The sequence below is a fragment of the Streptomyces sp. NBC_00448 genome, from assembly GCF_036014115.1.
In the GTDB taxonomy this organism is placed as follows: domain Bacteria; phylum Actinomycetota; class Actinomycetes; order Streptomycetales; family Streptomycetaceae; genus Actinacidiphila.
This window is the reverse complement of the sequence record NZ_CP107913.1, coordinates 6,569,823-6,594,382: the sequence shown is the minus strand read 5'-3', so window position 1 is coordinate 6,594,382 and position 24,560 is coordinate 6,569,823. Positions and strand designations below refer to the sequence as shown.

Sequence of the window (24,560 nt, the reverse complement as noted above, 5' to 3'; positions counted from 1 at the left end):
CTCCCAAGCCGTCCGGTCGTCCCGCTGTCCCCAGGTCCCCCGCTGTACCGCTGGTACCGCTGTTCCCGCTCGTGCCGCTCTTCCCGCGCCTTTCCGTCCCCACCGCCCGTCACGTCCATGGTGCCCCTCCGGGTGCACGCTGTCGCCACCGTTACCGCACCCACCGGCCCCATCACCTTACGGAACAGGGTGGTTGCGCGGGCGCCGCCGGATCGCGCGCGGCTCACGCGGCGCCCACCCGGCGGTCACACGGCGGTCAACTGGTCAGCGCGTCAAGGCGCGCGCCGGTGTCCCGGCCCTCCTCGCCTCCGTCGTCGGGGAGTTGGCGCCACTGGCGCAGGGCCGCGCGGTAGGCGTCCACGGCGGCGCGGGGCCGGCGGGCGGTCTCGTAGGCGTCGCCGCGCCAGTGGTGCGCCCTGGCCGCCAGCCGCACCATCGGCTCGGGCTCGGCGGAGGAGCGGGCGGCGTCCGAGGCCGCGGCGGCGGCCTTCCGGTACGCCTCGGCGGCCTGGTCGAGGCGCTCCGGCCGGCGCGAGTGCTGGGGCACCAGCCGGTGCGACTCGCCCAGCTCGAACCATATCCGCGCGGCCAGATCCGCCCCGTCGGCGCCCTGCGCGGCCAGCCCGAGCACCTGCTCGGCCTCGCGCAGGTCCACCGGTTCCTGCTCGGCCCGGTAGCGCAGTATCAACGCGCGCCCCAGCATCAGCAGCCGCTCCGGCTGCTCCGGGTCGGACTCGGGTGTCTCCATCCGGCAGTCCCGCAGCACCAGCACCGCCCGGTTGACGAACGTCCAGCCGCCGGGCAGTTCCGACCGGGCCAGCAGCGCCGCGCCCCACTCGGCCACCAGGTCGCGGTACTCGGTCCGGTCGCGCGGGGTGAGCCGGCACGCCTCCTCGAACCGGCCCGCCGCCGCCTCCAGTTCACCGGGCGGGCCGCCCTCGGCGTGCCGGGCCACCCTGATCCGGCCGGCCCGGGCCAGGATCGCGGCCCGCTGCAGCCGGTCGCGGGTCTCGCCGAGGGCGCGGTCCACCAGCCGCTGCGCCTCCACCAGCCTTCCGCCGGACAGGAGTTCGGCGTCCACCAGGCTGAGCGTCGCGGCGGTGACGGCCTCCGGAGCGGCCTGCTCGCGGCGCAGCGCGATCAGCGCGCCGGCGTAACTGCGGCCGGCCTGCTGCGCGTAGGTCTGCTTGCGCTCCCGGCTGCCCGCGGCGTCGGCCAGCCGCAGCAGCGCGCGCCCGAGGGCGAGGGAGAGTTCGCTGGGGCGGGGGCGCTGCGGCGACCAGGAGTCGGCGACCGCCTCCAGCGTTCCGACCGTCTCCTGGAGCAGCGCCGTGTCACCGCTGATCGCCCACTGCTCCTCCAGTACCGCGACCCGCTCCAGCGTGGCGTCGAGCTGCTTCGCGGAGTCCAGGCCGGGCGCGGCGCACACGGCGGTGAACTCCCGGTCGGCGCGCTGGAGCAGTTCGAGCGCGCCGCGGTTGTCGCCGATGGCGGCGAGTTCCTGGGCGGTGGCCTGGAGCACCCGGGCGCGCACCGCGCGGGCCGGCAGCGAGGAGTGGTGGGCGGCGGCGGTCTCGGCCGCCTCGCGGGCCTCGCCCAGCAGGTCGGTGCCGCCGCGCAGCCGCCACAACCGCAGCAGTTGCTGGGCCAGTTCGGTCCACAGCTCCGGGTCGAGGCCGCGCACCCGCTCCTCCGCGGCGGCCCGGCGCAGCATCGCCACCGCGTCCAGCAGGTTCTGCACCATGCCCTCGGCGGTGAACCGGTCCGCGAGGTCCCGGGCGCGCTGCACCACCGTCGAGGACTGCACCGCCTCGTACGCGTCGGAGTACGGGCTGGGGGCGGTGCCGTCGTCGGGCAGCGGCATGAAGCGCTCCAGCACCCGCGCGGCGACCTCCGCGAACGGCTGCCGCGACTCCGTGATGGTGCCATCCTCGCCGCCCCGGCCGGCCCCGGACCCGGACCCGTCGGGCCCGAAGCCGCGAGCGGCGTGCTGGACGGCGGAGCGCACCGCGGCATCCGCGGTCGGGTCGCCGGGGCCCTCGGCGAGCTGGGTGATGGCCAGGGCGGGGAAGTTGGGGCCGGACTTGCCGAACCGCTGCTCGACGTACTCCGAGCAGTGCTTGAGCACCAGGCGCGCCTCGTCCACGCCGAGCGGGCCGAGCAGTGCGTCCCGTACGCCGGGCGCGAAGTGGTACCACCGCTGGTCGTCGCCGCTCTTGCGCACCACGAGGCCGCTGAGCAGCACCTCGGCCAGCTCCGCGGGGCCGGAGTCGGGCAGCATGGTGCGCTGCACGAGCTGTATCACCGGCAGGAACAGCGGGGCCGCGGCGAGGTAGACCGCGAGTTGGGCGGCGGCGGGCGACGCGGCGGCGCGGAACCGGCGGACCAGCGCGGGCACCGGCACCGTCGCGCGGCGCGGCCGTACCCGGACCGCGGGCTGGTCGGCGCGCACCCAGCCGACGGCCGCGGGCACCTCGCCCGCGCCCATCCCGGCCAGCAGCCGCGCCCACGCGCCCAATGCCGCGGCGGTGGGCGGCAGTACGGGCACCGGCAGCGCGTCGGGCGCGGCGGGCACCCCGGTCGCGCCGGGCGAGAACCGCAGCGGCGAGGCGAGCAGCATCCCCTCGGCGCGGTGCAGCACCCCGTAGGAGACGGGCAGCAGGGTGCGGCTCCACAGCCGGGCGGGCAGCGGCTGGAGCACGCCGACCGGGCCGTGCCGGCTCAGCCGGTGCAGCAGCCGGTGGGCCTGCCCGGAGCGCCACAGCGGGCCGGCGCAGTCACTGACCATGAGGGTGATACGGCGGCCGGTGGGGTCGCTGAGCTGCTCGGCGGAGCGCAGGCTCGCCGGTTCGGGGTCGAAGCGGCCGCTGACACCGAGCGTGCCGTCGGGGGTGGCGTGCAGATAGCGGACGTGCACCTCGTGGAAGGCGCCGAGGCGTTCGAAGACGCTGCTCAGCTCGCGCAGCATCCGCTCCCACACGAACATCGAGGAGGAGGTGTCCATGAGCAGTTGCATCGCGGCGTCGCCGTGCGAGGCCGGGCGGAAGACCGGCAGCAGCAACCCGCCCGCGCGGGCGGCGCGTTCGGCGGTGGCGGACTCGTCCAGCTCCACCCGCAGCGGGCGGGCCGGGCTGCGGTAGCGCTGCAACGGGCGCAGGGCCGACTGGAGTTCGAGCAGCTGGGGCAGGGTGCCCGCCTCCGGGACGGCCACTCCGAGCGCGGCTCCGGCCGGGGTGGACCCGACCTGGCCGGGGTAGCCCTCGCCGGGGTAGAGGCTGATCACGCGGTCTTCCGGGGGGACGTGGACCGGTGGGGGCTGGGCCGGGGGCACCAGGCGGGTGCCGGCGCCGTCGGTGCCGTCGGGGCGGTGCGCGCGCGGGTACTCCACGCCGGCGCCGGTGCTGCCGCTGTGCGGGCCGACCAGGGTCTCCGGGTCGGGCCGCGCGGTCGGGCGCGACCAGCGGGCCAGCCACAGGGCGTCGGCGATCTCGGCGGGGTCGGGGTCGAGTCCGGCCCGGCTGATCGCGCTGACCACCCGGGTCAGCGGGTCCGGGGCGCGCGCGGCGGCGCGGTCACCGGGGTCGGCGCCGCCGCCCGTGGCCGCGCCCGTGCCCTCGCCCGGGTCGGCGCCCGTGCCGCTGTCCGAACCGCTCTCCGAAGTGCTCGCTGAAATGCTCTCCGAGCTGGTCTCCTGGCTGTTTTCCTGGCCGTCGGCCGGGCCGCTCTCCGGCCCACCGTGCGTGCCGCCGTTCGGCGCGGTGCGCGCCGTCAGGTCGTCGTCGGCACGGTGGTCGTCGGGCTGCCGTCCGGGGCCCCTCTCGGCCATGATCGCCTCACCTGGGCCTGTCGAGCCGCTGGATGAGCATGTCCGCGAGCCGGGCGCGGGACGGCGGCGCCGCGTGGTGGGTGAGGTATATCGCGTTCAACAGCTGGTCGGTGGCGAGCAGTTCGCTGCGCGAGCGCTCCAGGAAGCGCTGCACCAGGTCGTCGCCGACGGTCGCGGCCTCGTCGCCGAGGTGGGCGCGCACCACGGTCGAGAGCCGTTCGTGGTCGGGCCGGCCCAGCTCCAGGTGGATACAGCGGCGCAGCAGCGGCGGCGGGAAGTCCCGCTCCCCGTTGCTGGTCAGGATCACGAACGGGAAGGCCCGGCAACGCACCCTTCCCTCACGCAGCGTGACGCGGCTGCCGTCGTCGGTCAACACGTCGACCTGCGGCTCGCGTTCGGCCAGCCGCTCCAGCTCCGGGATGCCGAACTCGCCCTCCTCCATCACGTTCAGCAGGTCGTTCGGCAGGTCGATGTCGCTCTTGTCGAGCTCGTCGACGAGCAGCACCCGGGGCTGCGCGGTGGGCAGCAGCGCGGTGCCCAGCGGGCCGAGCCGGATGTAGCTGCCGATGCCGCCGGGCGGCACGGTGCCGGAGTTCGCGGCGATCTGGGTGTCCTGGAGCCGGGCGATCGCGTCGTACCGGTACAGGCCGTCCTGCAAGGTGCTGCGGCTGACGATCGGCCAGTGCAGCACCCGCCCCAGGCCCAGTTCGTACGCGACCGCGTGCGCGAGGGTGCTCTTGCCGGCCCCGGGGCTGCCGGTGACCAGCAGCGGGCGGCGCAGGTAGAGCGCCGCGTTGACCATCTCCAGCTCCTCCGGGCTGGGCCGGTGCATCTCGGCCATGTGCCGGTACGCGCCCAGCCGCCGGGCCGAGGAGCTGTCCGGGCCCGGGCCGCTGCCGACCAGCGGGCCGCCGTCGAAGTCCCGCCACGGCGGCGGCTCCGGCAGACCGTCCATGCCGGTGTGGGGTTCGCCGGTGCCGCGGTAGATGAGCCATTCGCCGGCCGCGCCGGACTCGGTCCCGTCACTCATCGCGATACCCCCGTCGATCCCGGGCGTCGGTGTTCGTCATGGAGTCTCCAGCAGCTCGTCGGTTCCTGGAAGGGGTCGGGTGGGATCGTCGTAGAGCAGCGCCAGCCCGCCCGACCAGAACATCTCCGGCACACCTTTGGCGACGGCGGCGCGCAGGCCCGCGAGTTGGGCGGGCAGGCCGGCGGCCGTCCGGGCGGCGTGGACGGCTTGCGGCAGGCCGCGGTGGAGGTCCGAGCAGATCCGCTGGGACTCGATCTCGTCGCGCCGCCACAGCGCCACCGAGTAGCCGCAGCGCAGCAGCCGGTGCAGCGCCTCGGGGGCGGTGGCGCCGCTGCGGCACAGCACGGGCAGCATCTCCCTTGGCCGGGAGCGCAGTTCGGCGTCCTCCGGAAGCGACTGCTGCTGCGAGTCGAGGCAGTCGAGCACTTCGGTACGGGGCAGCCGGCGGTGCAGGGTCTGCCAGCGGCTGAGCCGCTCCTCGGCGACGGCCGGGTCGGTGTCCGACGGCGGGTCGGTGCGGCGCACCACGACCGGGCGAACCGCGCCGAGCGTGGTGCCGTCCGGATCGAGCCGCCAGGTGTCGGCGGCGAAGGCCATCAGCGAGCCGGGCACGGCCAGTTGGAGCGCGGCGACATAGCCGGGCTCGTCGCAGCGGCGGAACGCCTCGGCGAGCGGCGCGGCCAGCCGCGCGGGCAGGTCGGCGACCGCGGTGCCGTGGAAGTCCTCGTGCACGCAGTCGACTTCGCCGCTCTCCGGGGACACCGTGACCCGCCAGTCGAAGCGGTCCGGCTCCCAGCCGCGCGGGATGATCTCCAACTGGGCCTCTCCACGCGCCCGCAGCGCCGGCTCGGTGCCGGCCTGCGGCGGCACCTCCGCGCCACGCGCCCGCAGCCGCGACATCCGCTCTCCTATCAGCGAGTTGCGGAAGAGCATGCTCAGGCCCTGGTCGGCCGCGGTGGACTGGGCCCACTCCCACAGCTCCCGCTCGTCGGACTCCTGGGCGGACTGCGGGCGTTCGGCGGTGGCGGCGAGCACCGCGTAGCGCAGCACCGCCTCCAGTTCGGAGCCGCGCCGCAGGTCGTAGAGCAGGCCGAGGCCGTCGCGCCAGGCGCGGGGGGCGACCGCGAAGCCCTGGCCGGCGCCGCCGCGCACCTCCGTGACGAGGTCGCCGAGCGCGCGGGCGCCGGAGGGCGGCGGGAGTTGGGCGAGCAGGCCGAGCAGGGTGGTGCGGCGGCCGGGGGTCAGGGCGCGGCCGGCGGCGGCGCCGATCTCGCTGTGCGCCTCGGTCCAGCCGTAGAAGTCCCGGTTGAGCAGGAACTTGTGGTGGTCGGCGTGGTAGAGGTCGTGGGCGGTCATCACCCGGTGGTACAGGTCGTCGGCCGGGTTCTCGGCGGTCGGCAGGAGGCGTAACTGCTGGATGCTGACGGCGAGTCCGCCGTCCCGCTCGGCCCGGCGGGCCTGCAGCACGCCGATCACCTCGCCGCGCACCAGGTCCACCACCGGCCCGCCGGACAGGCCCTGCGGCATCTCGTCGTCGTTGCTCAGCCGGAGCAACCCACCGCCACCGGCGCCGAGTTGGCCGCTGATCACGCACCGGCCGCTGTACGGCATGAGGATGCCGCCGAGCGGCAGCCAGCCGAAGTACGCGACCGGGTTGGTGGTGTAGCCCTTGGCGGTGCGCTCGGTGAGCCACACGCAGGGGTGGTCGAGCGGGTCGACCAGCCGGATCAGCGCCAGGTCGGGGGCCGGCCAGCCGGACGGGCCGCGGCCGCCGGCGCCGAAGCCGGCCGCCGCGCCGCCGTATCCGGCGTCCTGGCCCTGGTTCTGGCCGGGGATGCCGGAGGCCGGGCCGGAGGGCTGGGCCCACTCGACGACGCCCGCGAGGAGCTGGTCGCGGTAGCCGACGCGCACTTCCTTGCGCGGCGCGCCCACGAGTGTCACCTCCCCTTCGGCCCTCGCGACATGGGCACAGGTGAGCACCCAGTTGGGCGCGACGAAGAAGCCACTGCCCAGGAGAGGATTCCCGGCCTCCGCGCCGTGAATGCGTACGGTGGCCTCCTCGGCGAGCGGGACCAGGATCTCGGCAGCCTGGCCAAGCTGCTCCGATGCGCCCCCGGACGTCACCGTGCGCCCCTTGCCCCGCCATCGGCGCACGCGGCGGCGCGGGCGGCGGCTCCCATCGGCCCCAGGGGCCGCGACACCCCCACCGGCCGCATCCCCGCGGGCCGCGCCGCCGCGGGCCGCACCGTGGCCGTGGTCCGCGTGGTCCCCGCGGGCCGTAACCCCGCGGTCCGCGTCGTCGCCGTGCTCCCCGTGGTCCGCACGAGGGCACGCGCCGCGCCGCATACCGCGGCCTGCTGGCCGATCGCCGACGTCCGCACGCGCTCATTCCCCCCACTGCCGGGTAGTGCAAGGAAGGTTATCTCCCGCCCGACCTGCATGGGGGCCTTCCCGGACACTGCCTATCCTTGACGGTGTGCGGGCCACGCGGGCCGCCGGCCTCGCGGCCCGCCCCGGGCGGCTCGCCGCCCCGGTGGTTGCTGCGTTTTTCCTGCCCGTCCGTCGCCCGTCCCACCCCTGTTCCGGAGCAGATCTTGTACTTCACCGACCGCGGTATCGAGGAGCTGGCAGACCGGCGCGGCGAGGAGGAGGTGAGCTTCGACTGGCTGGCCGACCGGCTGCGCGAGTTCGTCGACCTCAACCCCGAGTTCGAGGTGCCGGTCGAGCGGCTGGCCACCTGGCTGGCCCGGCTCGACGACGAGGACGAGGACGAGTAGCCGGCAGCCCGCGGGCCCCTTCTCGACCCCCGGATTCCCCTCCGGAACCCCGGGTCCCCGTCCGAAACACGGGGTTCCCGACGACAACTGCTTGACTTGCGCAGCACGCGATATATCGTGTCTCTCAGAAGACGCGATATGTTGCGTTGGGCGGGCACCCGAGGAGGGGCAAGATGAGCGGCACGTCGGAGCGGCACGTCGCCGAACCGGAGAAGTTCGTCTTCGACGAGCTGATCGACACCCTGAAGGTCCGGATCGTCAACGGCGCGATCAACGTCGTCGGCACCGACGACGGCCCGGCCCGGGTGGAGATCACCGAGCTGGAGGGCTCGCCACTGAAGGTGCGGCTGAAGGACGGCACCCTCAGCGTCGGCTACGACGACATGGAGTGGAAGGCGTTCTCCAAGTGGTGGGACCGCAAGGGCTGGGCGCGCCGCGCGGAGATCTCGCTCGCGGTGCCGCAGCACACCAGGGTCGAGGTCGGCGTGGTGGGCGCCAACGCGGTGGTCTCCGGGATCAGCGGCGCCACCACGGTGCAGGGGGTCAACGGCGACGCCACCCTGGTCGGCCTCAGCGGCTCGGTGAAGGCGCACACCGTCGGCGGCAACGTCGAAGCGCAGTCGCTCTCCGGCGACCTGAGGTTCAGCACCGTCTCCGGCAACCTGACCGTGGTCGACGGCAGCAGCGAGGTCAAGGCGGACTCGGTGAGCGGCAACATGGTGCTCGACCTGGACCCGTCCGGCGGTGGCGAGGTGCGGCTGACCACGGTCTCCGGCGAGATCGCGCTGCGCATCCCCGAACCGGGCGACGCCGAGGTCGACGTCAACACCACCAGCGGCAACGTCTTCTGCGCCTTCGAGGAACTGCGGGTCTCCGGCAACTGGGGCGCCAAGCGGATCACCGGGATCATCGGCAGCGGCACCGCGCGGCTCAAGGCCACCACGGTCTCCGGGTCGCTGGCACTGCTGCGCCGCCCACCGCTGGACGACCCGGCGGGCCCGGCAGGACCAGCGGGACCCGCGGAAGCGGCAGGACCGGCGGAACCGTCCGGCTCCGGCGGGCCGAGTGACACGAGCGGCGACACCCCCTCGCTGCGGAAGGACGTCTGACATGCCCCCCGTCTTCGCCCACGGCCGCCTGCGCCTGTACCTGCTCAAGCTGCTCGACGAGTCCCCGCGGCACGGCTACGAGGTGATCCGCCTGCTGGAGGAGCGCTTCCAGGGCCTGTACGCGCCCTCCGCCGGCACCGTCTACCCCCGGCTCGCCAAGCTGGAGCAGGAGGGCCTGGTCACCCACTCCACCGAGGGCGGCCGCAAGGTGTACGCCCTGACCGCCGACGGCCGGGCCGAACTCGCCTCCCGCGCCGACGAGATCGCCGGCCTGGAGGCCGAGATCCGCGAGTCGGTCTCCTCGCTGGCCGCCGAGATCCGTGAGGACGTCCGGGGCGCCGCGGGGGACCTGCGCCGCGAGGTCCGCGCCGCGGCCCAGCAGGCCCGTACCGGGCCCGACGGCCACCCCGGCGCGGGCCGGCACGGGCTCGGCGACGCCCAGCGGCAGTGGAAGGAGCAGACCAAGCGGGCGAAGGAGGAGAGCCGCCGGGCCAAGGAGGAGGCGCGCGACGCCCGCCGCCAGGCCAAGGCCGCCCGCGAGGCCGCGCGCGACGCGATGGACACCGCGCGCGACGAGATGCAGCGGATCGCACGGCAGGTGCAGGAGCAGGTGCAGTCGCACGCGAAGGGCGGCGACTGGCAGAGCGGGCTGCGCGAGGGGCTCGCCGAACTCACCCGCGAGCTGGGCCAGTTCGGCCAGCCGCCGGCCTCTCCCCCGCCGGCGCCCCACGCCGCGCCCGCGGCACCCGGCGCTCCGACGCCTCCCGCGCCGCCGACCCCGCACTCTCCCCCGGGCCCGCCCGCCGCACCGGCGCCGTCCGCACCGCCCGCCGGTGCCGACGGCCGCGACACCGAACCCGACGACGGCCTGCCGCCCTCCGACGACCCGCGCCGCGACCTCGAACGGCTCCTCGACCGCTTCCGCGACGACATCCGCGACACCGCCCGGGACCTCGGCGTCACCGACCGCCAACTGCGCGAGGTACGGCGCCACCTGTCGGCCGCGGCGGCGCACATCTCCGCCGCGCTGCACGGCCACGGGCCTACGTCGTGAGCACCACCTTGCCGAACGCCTCGCCCTCCGCAAGGCGTTCGAAGCCCTCCCGGGCCCGGTCCATCGGCAGCACCGAGTCGATCACCGGCCGCACCCCGGTCGTGGCACAGAAGCCGAGCAGGTCCTCCAGCTCCTCCTTGGTGCCCATGGTCGACCCGACGACCTTCAACTCCAGGAAGAAGATCCGGTTGAGTTCGGTCGCCGGCGGGTTGGCGCCGCTGGTGGCCCCGGAGATCACCAGGGTCCCGCCGGGGCGCAGCGACTTCACCGAGTGCGACCAGGTGGCCGCGCCGACCGTCTCGATCACCGCGTCCACCCGCTCCGGCAGCCGGGCGCCCGGTTCGTACGCGCCGTGGGCGCCCAACCCCTGGGCCCTGGCGCGCTTGGCGGGGCTGCGGCTGGTGGTGTAGACGCGCAGGCCGGCCGCCTTCGCCAGCACGATCGCGGCGGTGGCGACGCCGCCGCCCGCGCCCTGCACGAGCACCGAGTCGCCCGGCCGGACCCCGGCGTTGGTGAACAGCATCCGGTAGGCGGTCAGCCACGCGGTGGGCAGGCACGCCGCCTCCTCGAAGGAGAGCTCCGGCGGCTTGGGCAGCACGTTCCACGTCGGCACGGAGACCTGCTCGGCGAAGGTGCCCTGGTATTTCTCGGTGAGGATCGAGCGTCGCTCGCGCGGGCCGACGCCGTGGCCGGTCTGGCCGATCACCGAGTGCAGCACCACCTCGTTGCCGTCCTCGTCCACCCCGGCCGCGTCGCAGCCGAGGATCATCGGCAGGCTCTCCTCGCTCAGCCCGACCCCCCGCAGCGACCACAGGTCATGGTGGTTGAGCGAGGCGGCCCGCACCTTCACCCTCGTCCACCCGGGCCGCTCCGGCGGCTCCGGCCGCTCCCCCGACTCCAGCCCCCGCAGCGGCTGCTCCGCATCGATACACCCGGCATACACGGCAAACATCCCCCGACCCTAGGCCCCCTACCCACCAGTACGGAAGCACCCCCCCGGTGTGACCCGAGCCCCTTCCCCCTCCCGACCCGCCTAAAAACCCCCGGTGTCCAACTCCACGTCAAAGGGCCCCGGCAGCCGCACCGGCGCCCCGAACGGGTGCGTCCCGCGCACCTCGGTGTACCCGAGCGGCCCCGGCTCCGCGAACAACGTGCAGGTACGCTCCTGCCGATCCACGAGCAGGTACAGCGGCGCGCGGTACTCGGCGTACCTTCGGCGCTTGGCGATCCGGTCGGTCTCGCCGTTCGACTCCGAGGTGACCTCGACCACGAGGAGCGTCTGCTCCGGCAGCAGCGCACCGGCCCCCTTGGCCAACCCGTGCGGCACCACCGCGAGATCCGGGACATACCAGTTGCTGCTCCCCGGCAGGTCCAGATTCCCCGACCCCGCCACGCAGCCCAACTCACGCAACGCGCCGGCGATCTGCTCCCTGATGGACGAGGCCACGAACTCGTGGTCCCGGCTCGGCGCCACCGGATCGATCACACCCTCGACGATCTGCACCCGGTCCCCCCGGATGTGCTGGATCGCGTACTTCAACGCGGTCTCAGGATCACCGACGGCATACAGCTCCGGCTCTGCGGTCAACGGTCCTCCTCACACGCCCGACGTACGACGACACCTTCCCACCCGGTCTACCGCACCCCGCTCCCCCGACGCCCGCGCCCGCGAACCGAATCACCCGTTCGAGTGGCCGGTAGGGGGAGGTGTGCCGCAGACGCTCCTCCCCCGTCGAACCGACCGCCCGGCCACCCGGCCCGGAGGGCTCAGCGCCTCGCCACGCCCTCCGCCCGGGCCGCCGCCGCGACCGCCGCGGTGACCGCCGGGGCCACCCGCGGGTCGAAGGGGGACGGGATGACCCGGTCCGCGGACAGTTCGCCGGCGACCACCGCGGCCAGCGCCTCCGCGGCCGCGAGCTTCATCGTCTCGGTGATGGCCGAGGCCCGCACCTGGAGGGCACCCGCGAAGATGCCGGGGAAGGCGAGCACGTTGTTGATCTGGTTGGGGAAGTCGCTGCGCCCGGTGGCCACCACCGCCGCGTACTTGTGCGCCACGTCCGGGTGAACCTCGGGCGTGGGGTTGGCCATCGCGAAGACGAAGCAGCCCTCCGCCATCCGCGCCACCGCCTCCTCCGGCACGGTGCCCCCGGAGACGCCGATGAAGACGTCCGCACCGACCAGCGCGTCCTGGAGCGAACCGGTCAGCCCCGCCTTGTTCGTATACGAAGCCACCTCGCGCTTCACCGCGTTGAGGTCGTCCCGGCCCGCGTGCACCACGCCCTTGCGGTCGGTGACCGCGACATCGCCGACCCCCGCCTCCAGCAGGATCTTCGCGATCGCGACGCCGGCCGCCCCCGCGCCGGAGATCACCGCCCGCAGGTCGCCGAGCGAACGGCCGGTGAGCGTGGCCGCGTTGCGCAGCGCCGCGAGGGTGACCACCGCGGTGCCGTGCTGGTCGTCGTGGAAGACGGGGATGTCCAGCGCGTCCTTCAGCCGCCGCTCGATCTCGAAGCAGCGCGGCGCGGAGATGTCCTCCAGGTTGATCCCGCCGAAGGACGGCGCGAGCCGCACCACGGTCTCCACGATCTCGTCGACGTCGGTGCAGGCCAGCGCGATCGGCACCGCGTCCACGCCGCCGAACTGCTTGAAGAGGATCGCCTTGCCCTCCATCACCGGCAGCGACGCCTCCGGCCCGATGTCGCCCAGCCCGAGCACCGCGGTGCCGTCCGTGACCACCGCGACGACCTGCGACTTCCAGGTGTAGTCGTGCACGAGTTCCGGCCGTTCGGCGATCGCCGTGCAGACATCGGCCACGCCGGGCGTGTAGGCGAGCGACAGGTCGTCGGCGTCGCGGACCGGGACGGTGGCGACCACCTCCATCTTGCCGCCGCGGTGCAGCGCGAACACCGGGTCGATCGGAAAGTCTTCGTCCGCTTCGGCGGTGTCCGTACCGTTTCGGGGATTGACGATCTCCGCTGCCACTGTGTGACCCCTTGGTCGAGAAGGTGAGGGTGAGTGCTCGCCCCGGTATGGGGAGAGGTGGGCTCGGCGCCGCTGCCACCGGGTACGAGTAGCCGGGGTGACAGGGCGGCACCAGGCGCGCCGCACGCACGCCATAGGCCCCGGATGAGGGGTGAAGGACCCGTTCTACCGGAAGCAGGTTTCCGATGACGAGTGCAAAACGATCGACACGGCCCCCATCGCGGTCCGGCCTTGGTGTGCCGGCCCGATGGCAGCCCGGGGATGGCCCGTTATCCGATTTTGACACAACGAGAACCCTGCCTGGCGCTGTCCGGATGGCAAGATGCACAGATCACACTGGGTGGCGGCACTCGAAGATGCGTGCCCCCGGCGCCCAAGAACCGACTGTAGGTAACACGCTCGTTTCGTTGGAGGACACAGCGATGACCGCAGGCTCCCCTCGGTGTTCGACCCCCCTCACTCGCCTCACCGCGGTCGCCGCCCTCGCGGTCGCCGGCGCCCTGGTGCTCACCGGGTGCGGCGACCAGACCAAGAAGGACGACTCCGGTAGCTCGTCGGGAGGTTCGTCCGGTGGTACGTCCTCGACCAGCACGTCTGCGGCGCCGTTCTTCGCGAAGCTGCCGAAGAAGTTCCAGGACGCCGGTGTGATCAAGGTCGGCACCGACGCCTCGTACGCACCGATGGAGCAGACCTCCAACGGCAAGATCATCGGCATAGACCCCGACATCGGCGCCGCGCTGGCCAAGCAGTTGGGCGTGAAGCTCGAGTTCACCAACGGCCAGTTCGACGGTCTGATCACCTCGCTCTACACCGGCCGCGAGGACATCGTGATGTCCGCTATGAGCGACACCAAGGACCGCCAGCAGGGACTGGACGACAAGGGCAAGAAGACCGGCAAGGGCGTCGACTTCGTCGACTACTACATGTCCGGCTCCTCGCTGCTCGTGCAGAAGGGCAACCCGAAGAACATCAGCTCGCTCGCCGACGTGTGCGGCAAGACCGTCGCCGTCCAGCGCGGCACGATCTACGAGGACGCGTTCAAGAAGCAGAAGACGGCCTGCGGTTCGAAGGGCCTGAACATCCAGGCGTTCGACACCGATGCCGAGGCGCAGACCCGGGTCAAGGCCGGCGGCGCGGTCGCCGACCTCAACGACACCCCGGTGGCCGCCTACATCGCGCAGAAGTCCGGCAACGGCAAGGACTTCCAGATCGCCGGCTCCCCGGCCGACGCCGGCCCGTTCGGCATCGCGCTCGACAAGAGCAACAGCCAGCTGCGGGACGTCCTCCAGCAGGCGATGAACGCGATCATCCAGGACGGCAGTTACGCCCAGGTGCTGCACAAGTGGAACGCCGACAGCGGCGCGATCAAGACCGCCGCGATCAACGGCGGCTCCTGACATGACCGGTGCAGTGGCCGGCCCCGAACCGGCCGACACCCCGGCGAACCCCCCGTCCGACACGTCGCCGAAGACCCCGCCGCAGGCCCCGCCCGGCGAACCGGCCGGCGCGCCGCCGGCCACCGTGCCGTACGAGCCGATCCGCGCCATCCCGGTGCGCCACTACGGGCGCTGGGTGGCCGGGCTGGTCGTGCTCGCCCTGCTGGGCTGGCTCGCCTACGCGTTCTCCCAGGGCGACATCCTGTGGGGCACCGTCCGCGGCCGGCTCTTCGACCACACCATCCTCCAGGGCGTGTGGCACACCATCCTCATCTCGGTGTGCTCCATGGCCATGGGCCTGGTGCTCGGCGTGCTCTTCGCGGTGATGCGGCTGTCGAAGAACCCGGTGACCGGCGCCGTCGCGTGGCTGTACATCTGGTTCTTCCGCGGCACCCCGGTGTACGTGCAGCTGCTGATGTGGTTCAACCTCGCGTTGATCTTCCACACCATCAACCTGATGCCGGTGTACAAGAACGACACCACCGCCGTGATGACCCCGTTCGTGGCCGCCCTGCTGGGCCTCGGCCTCAACGAGGGCGCGTACATGGCCGAGATCGTCCGGGCCGGCATCCAGTCGGTGGACGTGGGGCAGTCGGAGGCGTCGCAGGCGCTCGGCATGACCGGCGCGAAGACGATGCGCCGGATCATCCTGCCGCAGGCGATGCGGGTGATCATCCCGCCGTCCGGCAACGAGTTCATCAACATGCTGAAGACCTCGTCGCTGGTGTCGGTGGTGCAGTACACCGAACTGCTGCGCGCCGCCACCAACATCGGCAGCGACACCACCGCGATCATGGAGATGTACTTCGTCGCCTCGATCTGGTACCTGGTGCTGACCAGCGTCTTCAGCGTCGGCCAGTACTACATGGAGCGGCGGTACGCGCGTGGTTCGCAGCGCTCGCTGCCGCCGACCCCGTGGCAGAAGGTCATGAGCAACCTGACCACCGTGCGCCGACCGAAGGTGGCCTGAGATGAGCACCCCCAGCAAGGGCGCCGGCCTGGTGAAGTCCGGCGTCGAACCGATGGTGCGGGCCGAGGCGGTGCACAAGTCCTTCGGGGCCGCGCACATCCTCAAGGGCATCGACCTGGAGGTGGCGCCCCGCGAGGTGTTCTGCCTGATCGGGCCGTCCGGCTCGGGCAAGTCCACGTTCCTGCGGTGCGTCAACCACCTGGAGCAGATCAGCGCCGGCCGGCTGTGGGTCGACGGCGAGCTGATGGGCTACCGCGAACACGGCGGCAGGCTCTACGAGTTGCGGGACCGCGAGGTGGCCGCCAAGCGGCGCGACATCGGGATGGTCTTCCAGCGGTTCAACCTCTTCCCGCACCTCACGGCGATCGAGAACGTCATGGAGGGCCCGGTGCAGGTCCGCCGGGAGACCAGGGCGGTGGCCCGGGAGCGGGCCCAGCGCCTGCTGGACCGGGTGGGGTTGGCGGACAAGGCGGCCAGCTACCCGTCCCAGCTGTCCGGCGGGCAGCAGCAGCGGGTGGCGATCGCGCGGGCGCTCGCCATGGAGCCCAAGTTGATGCTCTTCGACGAGCCGACCTCCGCGCTCGACCCCGAACTCGTCGGCGACGTGCTCGACGTGATGCGCGGGCTCGCGGAGGACGGCATGACGATGATCGTCGTCACCCACGAGATGGGCTTCGCCCGTGAGGTCGGCGACGCGCTGGTCTTCATGGACGACGGCCAGGTCGTGGAGTCCGGCCACCCCCGCGACGTGCTGGGCAACCCCCAGCACGAACGCACGAAGGCCTTCCTCTCCAAGGTGCTGTGACGCCCAGCCACGGTGCCCCGACCCCCCGGGGTAAGCGCGGCTTCCGCGTGCTTGCCCCGGAGGTGGCCGAGCAAATTCAGGGGCGCGGGGAACTGCGCAACAAGCCACCGCGGACCGCTAGGTCCCGTGCGGCGAGGACGGGGCACCCCGGGGGGACCGCCCTAGCGCAGCGCCAGCGTCATTGCGTCCGAGGGCGAAGCCCACACCGCACGGGCCTCCCGGAACCCAGCGGAGCGCAACGCCTCGGCGTGCCACCCCGCGGACGGCGTATCCCCGTCCGCATGCTCCCCGTAGATGCGGAACCGCTCCGCCGTGGCCTCGGCGAGCGCCGGCTCGGCCGCGGCGAGCTCCCACCACTCGGCCCAGCCGAGCACACCCTCCGCGCGCGCCCGCTCCATGCGGGCGTGCCGCAGCGCGGACTCCGCCGCGTTGATCAGGGGCGTGCCGGGATCGGGCATGTGATCGGCGTTGAGGAACACCCCGCCGGCCCGGACCAGCCCGGCCAACTGCCCGTAGAGCACGCTCAGCTCGTCGGAGTGCAGCCAGTGCAGCGCGGTCGCGGTGAGCACCGCGTCGTAGGAGTCGTACGGGAGGGTGTCCGGCCAGTGCGGGTCCTTGAGGTCGGCGGTGACGAAGGAGGTCCGGTCGTCCTGAGCGAAGGACCCGCGGGCGATGATGAGCAGCGCCGGGTCGAGGTCGACCCCGGTGCTGCGCGCCTGCGGGAACCTCCGCAGCAGCCGGTCCGTGATACTTCCGGTACCGCAGGCGAGATCCAGCACCCTGGGCGCGTCGCCGACCGTCGCCTCGACCATGTCGAGCATCACCCGAAAGCGTTCCTCCCGGTCGGGCAGATACCACTCCTGCTGGCGATCCCAGCTCCGCTGCCAGGCGGCCCAGTCCGTGCCGTGCCGATCGCTCCTGGCGCTCTCGGATGTGATGGACACTCCGAACCCCTCCTTGCATGTAATACCCTAGTAGCCCAAGCGGCTATTACAGAGCCTAGACCGTGACCAGTAAGGACCACAAGTGGAACTGGCTTATTACTCGGACTACGCCGTGCGCCTGGTGAACACCGAGGAGCCGCGGCGCGGCACCGACACCCTGACCTCGACGGACACCGTCCGGGAACTGTGCGGGAACAGCACCCAGCTCGCCGCGCGGGTGGTGGAGAGCGACGTCGCGCGGCTGCGCGCGGTGCGGACCCGGCTGCGCGGGATCTTCGAGGCGGCCGACGAGCAGGACGAGGTCCGCGCGGTGGACCTGCTCAACGCGCTGATGCTGGAGTTCCCGGTCAGCCCGCAGATCTCCGGGCACACAACCGTCAACGAGGAGACCGGCCGGCCCGACTGGCATATGCACCTGGCAGATCACGCGGTGAACACCGCGGCCGCCTACTCGGCAAGCGCCTGCATGGGGTTGGCGGTCCAGGTCACCTCATTGGGCGTGGACCGGCTGGGAATCTGCGAAGCGGCCCCCTGCCGCAACGCATACGTCGACACATCGACAAACCGCTCGCGCCGGTACTGTTCCGACCGCTGTGCCACCCGCGCGAACGTGGCGGCTTACCGGGCCCGCAAGCGCCTGGAGAACGACCGGTCGGCCCGCAGCGGGCGCACGCACGACGCCGCCCAGGACGCGACCCCCGCCACCGAGCGCTGAAGCTCACCCGGCGGCCGGAACCGGCCTCTGGCCCGGGCCAGCACCAGCTCGTCCGGCACGGTGCCGAACTCCCGGCTGTCGTTGGCGACGAAGGCGTTGTCCCCCATCACCCACCAGCCGCTCTCGCGGCGCTCGACCGCTCGCTTGACGATGAGCAGGTCCTGCTGGAGGGGATGCCGCATCACCACGACGTCCCCCTCGCGTACCTGCTCGGCTCCGCTGCTCACCTTCTGGATCAGCAGCCAGTCGCCGTGCAGCAGTGTCGGTGCCATCGACGGACCGGTGACCTCGACGAGCTGCCATGACAGCCTCGCCCCCTGTTCCCGCATCCTCCGCCTCCAGGTTCGTTTCTTCCCCCAGGGTGACACCAGACTTTTGTCCTAAGCCACCTGGGGCAGCCGGGAAAACGACTACCCCAGGGAGTAATGTCGCACCTGAAAGACGATCACGAGGAAGGACGGCCATGTTCACTCGCCTGTTCGCGCCCAAGGTGAAGGTAAGCGCACACTGCGACCTGCCGTGTGGTGTGTACGACCCGGCTCAGGCCCGCATCGAGGCCGAGTCCGTGAAGGCGGTGCAGGAGAAGTACCAGGCCAACGAGGACGCTGACTTCCGCACCCGCGCTGTCCTGATCAAGGAGCAGCGTGCGGAACTCGCCAAGCACCACGTCTCGGTGCTGTGGAGCGACTACTTCAAGGCCCCGCACTTCGAGAAGTACCCGCAGCTTCACCAGCTCGTCAACGACACCCTGAAGGCGCTCAGCGCCGCCAAGGCGTCGAACGACCCGGCGACCGGCCAGAAGGCCCTCGACCTGATCGCCCAGATCGACAAGATCTTCTGGGAGACCAAGCAGGCCTGACCGCCCGCCGCGCCACCCGCAGACGACCGACGGTCCCGTCTGTGTGACGTTCCCCACGTTTACGTGCGGTGTCACACGATCGGGGCCGTCGTCGTCTGTGGCGGCGCTCAGATCTCGTCGGCCAGCTCCTGGAGCAGCCGCCGCTTCGGCCGCGCGCCCACCAGGACCTTGACCGGCTCGCCGGCCCGGAAGAGCATCAGCGTCGGCATGGACAGCACGCCGTACGCGGCCTGGGTGGCCGGGTTGGCGTCCACGTCGAGCTGGACGATCCGCAGCCGCTCGGCCTCCTCGACGGCGATCTCCGCGAGCACCGGCGCGATCATGCGGCACGGCGGGCACCAGGACGCGGTGAAGTCGACCAGCACGGGCAGATCGGAGGCGAGCACGTCGGCGGCGAAGGTCGAGTCGGTGGTGACGGGCACGCCCGGGTGCGGATGACCGGCGGTCGTGCCGGTACTCCCGGTGACGTGCGTGCCGGCGTGCGTGCTGCCGGTGCCGTGCGTGCTGCCGGTGGTGATGGTCATGGCGACGTGGTCCTCTCGGTCGGTGGGCCCAGCTCGCACATCGGTTCCTCGCCGGCCCCCGCGGCCAGTTCCGCCCGGGCGAGCTGCGCGGCGACCTGGTCGCGTACGGACCGCAACCGCTCGACGCACGCGTCCAGTTCGGCGAGCTTGCGCCGGTAGACCGCGAGCGAGTCCGCACAGGTGTCGCCGGATTCGTGGCCGGCCCGCAGGCACTCGACGAAGGGGCGGGTCTCCTCCAGGCCGAAGCCGAAGTCCTGGAGGGTGCGGATCTGCGCCAGCAGCCGCACGTGCTCGTCGCCGTAGGAGCGGTAGCCGTTGGCGGCCCGCCCGGCGGGCGGCAGCAGCCCGAGGGATTCGTAGTAGCGGAGGGTACGGGTCGTGGTGCCCGCCCGGTCCGCGAGTTCACCGATGCGCATGCGAACGACCGTAGACCTTGACGTATGCGTCAAGGCCAGCCCCGGCGGGCGGCGGCGCGCGGCCCGGAATCACCCGACTCGCACCGACCCGCACCCCGGGCTCTGAAGAAAACTTTCAGGATTTACGTCGAGGAGGTTGCTTACTGCCAGCCGACCTCGCCAGGCTGCGGCCCAGTACTTCTCTCCATGCACGCCCATCCGGAACGCGAGGAGCCTGGATGCACCACCCCCTCAACCTCCCCCGCAGGCGCAGAGCGGCCACGCTGGTCGCGGCGATGTCGCTGCTGGCCGGCCTGTCGGTGACCGCGGTCACCACGACCACCGCGCGCGCCGCCGACCCGCAGTCCACGCGGCAGGCCGAATTCACCTCGGCCGCAGCCGAGTTCGGCGTCCCGGCGCCGGTGCTCGAAGCGGTGTCGTTCTACGAGACCCGGTGGGAGGACCACGCCGGGCAGGAGAACGCCGAGGCGGGCTACGGCCCGATGAACCTCACCGACCTCACCACCAAGGAACTCGACGCCGACGGTCTGACCACCCAGTCCCCGCGCTACGCCGACCTGCTCAAGGCGCCCGCCGAGCACACCGCGGCCGCCGCGGCCGCGCTGCTGGGCACCGACACCGCGACCGTGCAGAGCGACGAGACGCAGAACATCCGCGGCGGCGCCGCGCTGCTCGCCTCGTACGCCAGGAGCTACGGCCACGGCAAGCTGCCGCGGACCGTCGACGGCTGGTACGCCGCCGCGGCGCGCTACGGCCAGTCCACCGAGGACAAGGTCGCGCAGGCGTTCGCCGACGGCGTGTGGAGCGCCATGCGCACCGGCGAGACCCGGACCACCGAGGACGGCCAGCAGATCACGCTGGCCCCGGTGCGCGGGCTGCACCCGAACCGGAACGACGTGCGCAAGCTGGGCCTGAAGGACGTCACCCCGCCGGTGAGCGACCAGAAGCCCGAATGCCCCAAGTCCGTGACGTGCAACTCCATCCCGGGCGCCTACACCCTGCTGGACCCCAGCGACCTCGGGGACTACGGCAGCCACGACATCGCCGACCGCCCCAACGGCGGCCTGGACATCCGCTACATCACGCTGCACACCACCGACGAGACCTACGACGGCACCCTCGACCTGTTCCGCGACCCGACCTACGCGGCCGGCGCGAACTACGTGGTGCGCTCCTCCGACGGCCTGGTCACCCAGATGACGCCGGACAAGGACATCGCCTGGGACAGCGCCAACCGCTCCTTCTACCAGCACTCGATCGGCATCGAGCAGGAGGCGTGGGCCACCCACGGCGCCGCCTGGTTCAGCGAGGACCTCTACCGCTCGACCGCCAACCTGGTGAAGTACCTCGCGGCGAAGTACGACATCCCGCTGGACCGCGCGCACATCCTCGGCCACGACAACATCCCCGGCGGCACCGAGACCGGCATCGCCACCCAGCACTGGGACCCGGGACCGGGCTGGGACTGGGAGCACTTCTTCGACCTGCTCGGCGCGCCGATCCACGCCACCGCGAAGAAGGGCAGCGACATCGTCGCGATCAAGCCCGGCTACCGGAACAACAAGCAGACCACCACGTACTGCGACGACGTGCAGGGCTACAAGCAGTTCCCCGGCCCGTACCGCAGCTTCGACTGCCCGGTGACCTCCAGCGACACGCCGTCCAGCTTCGTGCCGCTGTACACCGCGCCGAGCACGAGCGCGCCGCTGCTCGCCGACCCCTACCTGCATCCGACCGGTGCGGGCACCGATGCCATGAACGACTGGGGCGACAAGGCGCCCGCCGGTGAGCAGTACGTGGTCGCCGACCGCCGGCCCGGCTGGACCGCCATCTGGTACGGCGGGCAGGAGGCGTGGCTCCAGGACACCGCCCAGCACCCGACCACCGTGCCGGTGAAGGCCGAGCGGATCGTGCCCAAGGCCGGGCGCACCACGATCCCCGTCTACACCACGGCCTACCCGGAGGCGTCGGTCTACCCGGCGGACTTCGTGGCCTTCGAGGGCGGCACCGCGCCGCGCCCGCAGACCCCCGCGAAGAAGTACTCGATCGCGGCCGGCCAGTCGTACGTCGCGTCGGGCCCGGCGGTGAACACCGACTCGTACTTCGCGATCTACTACGACGGGTCCGCGCCGCACGACCGCACCGACTTCATCGGCAAGACCAAGGTGTACGAGATCGTCTACAACCACCGGATGGCGTTCGTGAGCGCGGACGACGTGGACGTGGTGCCGGCGAAGTGACGTCAGGACCGCGGTGAACCGGCGGCCGGCAGCGGCCGAGCGGCGGCGAGGCCGACGGCCGGAGGTCGGTTCACCGTGACGTCAGGACGTCGAAGGACCGGAACGACGGGAGCGGCCGGGTGCGCGAGGTCAGCGCGCCCGGTCGCTCTCCAGCGCCTGGTGGGTGATCCGCAGCGCACGGCTGGACAGGTCGAAGGTGCGCTGCGCCACGCACACGAACAGGCAGTCCACCACCACGAGTTGGCTGATCCGGCTGGCCATCGCGCCCGGCCGGAAGGTGGTCTCCCGGCCCGCCGACACCAGGACGAAGCCGGCGAGCCGGGCGGCCGAGGACATCGGGTGGTTGGTGATCACCACGGTGGTGGCGCCCAACGCGGAGGCGCGGCGCAGCGGTTCGAGCACGTCGCGGCTCTCGCCGGAGTGCGAGACGGCCAGGAACACGTCGCCCTCGCCGAGCAGCACCGCGCTGGTGAGCGCGGACTGCGAGTCGCCGTGCGCGTGGCAGGGCCGGCCGACCCGGGCCAGTTTCTGCTGCAGGTCCTGGGCGACGAGCCCGGAGGCGCCGACCCCGGCGATGTGCAACTGCCCTCCCCCGCATACCGCCTTGACCGCGCCGGTGAGCTGCTCGGGGTCGAGCTGGGTGGCGGTCTCCAGCACCGCCTGGGACTCGGTGTGCACCAGCTTGGCGATCACCTCGCCGGCCGAGTCGTCCGGGGTGATGCCCGCCGAGAGCGTCGAGCGCGGGCTCTGCCGGGCCGCCGACGCGGCGAGCGCGAGCCGCAGTTCGGGGTAGCCGGCGAAACCGAGCGCGCGGGCGGTGCGCACGATCGAGGACTCGCTGGTGCCCGCCAGCGCGCTCAACTCCGAGATGGTGCTGCGGGCCACCTGGGCGGGGTCGCGCACGATGAGCGCGGCGATCCGCGCGGCGGCCGGGGTGAGCGAGGGCAGCAGCCCGCGCACGGTCGCGGTGAGCGCGTCTCCCGCGTCACTGGCCGCAGTGGCTCCCGCCGCTGCGGACCTCACGGGTCTCGGGTCCTCTTCAGGCACGGGAGTAAGGATGCACCGTGAATCCCGCTTGTGGGGGCGGTGCGCCAAGAAAACTCCGGTTCTTGCGACGGCTGCCGCGCGCCGTCAGGTGTCACCCATGCGGGTGACACTTCCGCCTGACCCTCCGGGGCGGGCACGGTGGGAGCCGCACTTGCTCGGAGGGGCGCCCGGGAGAATGGGTGGGTGAACGTATCCGTACCGCTGCCCCCGGGGCACCCTGGAGGGCGGCTGCCGACTCCGTTGGTGGAGGTCGCCGACGAGCGGCTGGCCCGGCACGGAGTGCGCCTGCTGCTCAAGCGGGACGACCTGGCCCACCCGCTGCTCCCGGGCAACAAATTCCGCAAGCTCGCCCCGAACCTGGCCGCCGCCGTCGAGGCCGGCCACGACACCCTGCTGACCTTCGGCGGCGCCTACTCCAACCACCTGCGCGCCACCGCCGCCGCGGGCAAACTGCTGGGCCTGCGCACGGTCGGCGTGGTGCGCGGCGACGAACTGGCCGGCCGCCCGCTCAACGACTCGCTCGCCGGCGCCGCCGCCGACGGCATGCGGCTGCACTTCCTCGACCGCGCCGCCTACCGCCGCAAGACCGAGCCGGGCGTCCTGGCCCCGCTGCTGGAGCGGTACGGCCCCGCCCATGTGCTCCCCGAGGGCGGCTCCAACTCCCCCGCGGTGCACGGCTGTACGGAGCTCGGCCGGGAGATCGGCGCGGCCGCCGACGTGGTGGCGGTCGCCTGCGGCACCGGCGGCACCCTGGCCGGGCTGGCCGCCGGACTGCCGGCACCGGCCCGCGCGATCGGCGTCGCGGTGCTGCGTGGCGGCTTCCTCACCGAGGAGGTGCTGCGGCTCCAGCAGGACGCGTTCGGCGGGCGGCGCGGCGACTGGAGCGTGGCGGACCGCTTCCACTGCGGCGGCTTCGCCCGTACCACCCCGGCGCTGGACGCCTTCACCGCCGACTTCGCGGCCCGGCACCGCGACGCCCTGGACGGCAGGGACCTGGAACGCGTCTACGTCGCCAAGACGCTGCACGCCGTCTTCCACCTCGCCGAGGAGGGCGCTTTCCCGCCCGGCACCCGGGTCGCCGCCGTGATCACCGGATGAGCGAACCGGACGCTCGTACACCGCTCACACCGTACGGTCGTAATCTGGTGACATGATCCGCGCCGCGACCCCCGAAGACGTCCCCGCCATCCAGGCGATGATCCGCGAACTGGCCGCGTACGAGCGGGCACCGCAGGAGGCGCGGGCGACCGTGGCGCAACTGCGGGACGCCCTGTTCGGCCCCGACGCGGTGGCCTCCGCGCTCATGGCGGAGCCCGACGGCGAGGGCGACGGCGGCGGACCGGCCGGGTTCGCGCTGTGGTTCCGGAACTTCTCCACCTGGACCGGGAAGCCGGGCATGTACCTGGAGGACCTGTACGTCCGCCCGGACATGCGCGGCGGCGGCCACGGAAAGGCGCTGCTGGCCGCGCTTGCGGCGATCTGCGTCGAGCGCGACTACGAGCGCTTCGAGTGGACGGTGCTCGACTGGAACGAACAGGCGCTCGGGGTCTACCGGTCGATCGGCGCGCTGCCGCAGGACGAGTGGACGGTCCAGCGCCTGTCAGGCCCCGCCCTGCACGCGCTGGCGGCCCGGGCCGGCACGCGCGCCGAAGCGGAGATCACCGGATCAGCGATCACTGCAACCGGTGCGACCATCCCATCGTCCAATCAGACGCCGACTCATGCGCGTTGAGTCGGCAGCGCGCACTCCACGTTCCGTACCCGTACGCTTACGATCGGTGACAGAATGGGAAGGGGCCGTGCGCCGTCCGGGCGACAGCCGGGTA

General features: G+C 72.6%; 22 protein-coding genes. 11 read left to right on the top strand and 11 right to left on the bottom strand.

What is annotated here, in order from left to right:
- Positions 1-256 precede the first annotated feature (256 nt).
- Genes OG370_RS28445 through OG370_RS28435 form a run of 3 tightly spaced genes read right to left on the bottom strand, consistent with a single transcriptional unit; the run spans position 257 to position 6,980 of the window.
- Positions 257-3,826, bottom strand: a complete 3,570-nt coding sequence (locus OG370_RS28445; RefSeq protein ID WP_328469156.1) for an SAV_2336 N-terminal domain-related protein — start codon at positions 3,824-3,826, stop codon at positions 257-259.
- 7 nt (positions 3,827-3,833) lie between these two features.
- Complete coding sequence (locus OG370_RS28440) at positions 3,834-4,856, bottom strand: AAA family ATPase (protein WP_328469154.1); 1,023 nt, start codon at positions 4,854-4,856, stop codon at positions 3,834-3,836.
- Between the two features lie 36 nt (positions 4,857-4,892).
- Positions 4,893-6,980 (bottom strand): VMAP-C domain-containing protein, encoded by a 2,088-nt coding sequence (locus tag OG370_RS28435; protein WP_328469152.1) that lies wholly within the window; start codon positions 6,978-6,980, stop codon positions 4,893-4,895.
- 470 nt (positions 6,981-7,450) lie between these two features.
- Between OG370_RS28435 and OG370_RS28430 the strand changes: the two genes are divergently transcribed.
- The 3 genes from OG370_RS28430 to OG370_RS28420 all read left to right on the top strand — a co-directional run bounded on the left by OG370_RS28430 (position 7,451) and on the right by OG370_RS28420 (position 9,796).
- Positions 7,451-7,633 carry a DUF6104 family protein gene (locus tag OG370_RS28430; protein WP_328469150.1) on the top strand — a complete coding sequence of 61 codons (183 nt, stop codon included), beginning with the start codon at positions 7,451-7,453 and terminating at the stop codon, positions 7,631-7,633.
- Positions 7,634-7,806: 173 nt separating this feature from the next.
- Entirely contained in the window at positions 7,807-8,742 is a 936-nt protein-coding gene (locus OG370_RS28425; RefSeq protein WP_328469148.1) for a DUF4097 family beta strand repeat-containing protein, read from the top strand.
- Position 8,743: 1 nt separating this feature from the next.
- Positions 8,744-9,796 (top strand): PadR family transcriptional regulator, encoded by a 1,053-nt coding sequence (locus OG370_RS28420; RefSeq protein WP_328469146.1) that lies wholly within the window; start codon positions 8,744-8,746, stop codon positions 9,794-9,796.
- Here the strand turns inward: OG370_RS28420 and OG370_RS28415 are convergent.
- From OG370_RS28415 to OG370_RS28405, 3 genes are all read right to left on the bottom strand, one after another.
- On the bottom strand, positions 9,786-10,748 hold the full coding sequence (locus OG370_RS28415; protein WP_328469144.1) for a zinc-binding dehydrogenase: 963 nt from the start codon (positions 10,746-10,748) through the stop codon (positions 9,786-9,788). The genes OG370_RS28420 and OG370_RS28415 overlap by 11 nt on opposite strands.
- A gap of 81 nt (positions 10,749-10,829) precedes the next feature.
- Positions 10,830-11,384 (bottom strand): Uma2 family endonuclease, encoded by a 555-nt coding sequence (locus OG370_RS28410; RefSeq protein WP_328469142.1) that lies wholly within the window; start codon positions 11,382-11,384, stop codon positions 10,830-10,832.
- Between the two features lie 179 nt (positions 11,385-11,563).
- Positions 11,564-12,778, bottom strand: a complete 1,215-nt coding sequence (locus OG370_RS28405; protein WP_328469140.1) for an NAD(P)-dependent malic enzyme — start codon at positions 12,776-12,778, stop codon at positions 11,564-11,566.
- A 422-nt stretch (positions 12,779-13,200) separates the two neighbouring features.
- Here OG370_RS28405 and OG370_RS28400 point away from each other — a divergent pair, with 422 nt between their 5' ends.
- From OG370_RS28400 to OG370_RS28390, 3 genes are read left to right on the top strand one after another with little or no spacing between them, the layout of a single operon-like run.
- Entirely contained in the window at positions 13,201-14,175 is a 975-nt protein-coding gene (locus OG370_RS28400) for an ABC transporter substrate-binding protein (protein WP_328469138.1), read from the top strand.
- A 1-nt stretch (position 14,176) separates the two neighbouring features.
- Positions 14,177-15,184, top strand: coding sequence for an amino acid ABC transporter permease (locus tag OG370_RS28395; protein WP_328469136.1), 1,008 nt, complete (start codon positions 14,177-14,179; stop codon positions 15,182-15,184).
- A 52-nt stretch (positions 15,185-15,236) separates the two neighbouring features.
- Complete coding sequence (locus tag OG370_RS28390) at positions 15,237-15,989, top strand: amino acid ABC transporter ATP-binding protein (RefSeq protein WP_328474486.1); 753 nt, start codon at positions 15,237-15,239, stop codon at positions 15,987-15,989.
- Between the two features lie 161 nt (positions 15,990-16,150).
- On the opposite strand, the gene OG370_RS28385 is transcribed toward OG370_RS28390, so the two are convergent.
- Positions 16,151-16,933, bottom strand: a complete 783-nt coding sequence (locus OG370_RS28385; RefSeq protein ID WP_328469134.1) for a class I SAM-dependent methyltransferase — start codon at positions 16,931-16,933, stop codon at positions 16,151-16,153.
- A gap of 82 nt (positions 16,934-17,015) precedes the next feature.
- Between OG370_RS28385 and OG370_RS28380 the strand changes: the two genes are divergently transcribed.
- A complete protein-coding gene (locus tag OG370_RS28380; protein ID WP_328469132.1) occupies positions 17,016-17,648 on the top strand; it encodes a CGNR zinc finger domain-containing protein in 633 nt (210 codons plus the stop codon).
- Here the strand turns inward: OG370_RS28380 and sodX are convergent.
- Entirely contained in the window at positions 17,552-17,977 is a 426-nt protein-coding gene (gene sodX, locus OG370_RS28375; RefSeq protein ID WP_328469130.1) for a nickel-type superoxide dismutase maturation protease, read from the bottom strand. The two genes, OG370_RS28380 and sodX, sit on opposite strands and share 97 nt — an antisense overlap.
- 134 nt (positions 17,978-18,111) lie before the next feature.
- Here sodX and sodN point away from each other — a divergent pair, with 134 nt between their 5' ends.
- On the top strand, positions 18,112-18,507 hold the full coding sequence (gene sodN / locus OG370_RS28370; protein ID WP_103884447.1) for a superoxide dismutase, Ni: 396 nt from the start codon (positions 18,112-18,114) through the stop codon (positions 18,505-18,507).
- 107 nt (positions 18,508-18,614) lie between these two features.
- Here sodN and trxA read toward each other — a convergent pair whose 3' ends face one another.
- Both trxA and OG370_RS28360 read right to left on the bottom strand, forming a co-directional pair.
- On the bottom strand, positions 18,615-19,031 hold the full coding sequence (gene trxA, locus OG370_RS28365; protein ID WP_328469126.1) for a thioredoxin: 417 nt from the start codon (positions 19,029-19,031) through the stop codon (positions 18,615-18,617).
- On the bottom strand, positions 19,028-19,447 hold the full coding sequence (locus tag OG370_RS28360; protein WP_328469124.1) for a MerR family transcriptional regulator: 420 nt from the start codon (positions 19,445-19,447) through the stop codon (positions 19,028-19,030). The genes trxA and OG370_RS28360 overlap by 4 nt, the downstream gene beginning before the upstream one ends.
- A gap of 218 nt (positions 19,448-19,665) precedes the next feature.
- Here OG370_RS28360 and OG370_RS28355 point away from each other — a divergent pair, with 218 nt between their 5' ends.
- Complete coding sequence (locus OG370_RS28355) at positions 19,666-21,687, top strand: N-acetylmuramoyl-L-alanine amidase (RefSeq protein ID WP_328469122.1); 2,022 nt, start codon at positions 19,666-19,668, stop codon at positions 21,685-21,687.
- A gap of 129 nt (positions 21,688-21,816) precedes the next feature.
- Here the strand turns inward: OG370_RS28355 and OG370_RS28350 are convergent, their stop codons facing one another.
- Positions 21,817-22,710 carry a MurR/RpiR family transcriptional regulator gene (locus OG370_RS28350; protein ID WP_328469120.1) on the bottom strand — a complete coding sequence of 298 codons (894 nt, stop codon included), beginning with the start codon at positions 22,708-22,710 and terminating at the stop codon, positions 21,817-21,819.
- A 207-nt stretch (positions 22,711-22,917) separates the two neighbouring features.
- Between OG370_RS28350 and OG370_RS28345 the strand changes: the two genes are divergently transcribed.
- A complete protein-coding gene (locus OG370_RS28345) occupies positions 22,918-23,832 on the top strand; it encodes a 1-aminocyclopropane-1-carboxylate deaminase/D-cysteine desulfhydrase (protein WP_328469118.1) in 915 nt (304 codons plus the stop codon).
- A 52-nt stretch (positions 23,833-23,884) separates the two neighbouring features.
- Entirely contained in the window at positions 23,885-24,466 is a 582-nt protein-coding gene (locus tag OG370_RS28340) for a GNAT family N-acetyltransferase (protein WP_328469116.1), read from the top strand.
- Positions 24,467-24,560 lie beyond the last annotated feature (94 nt).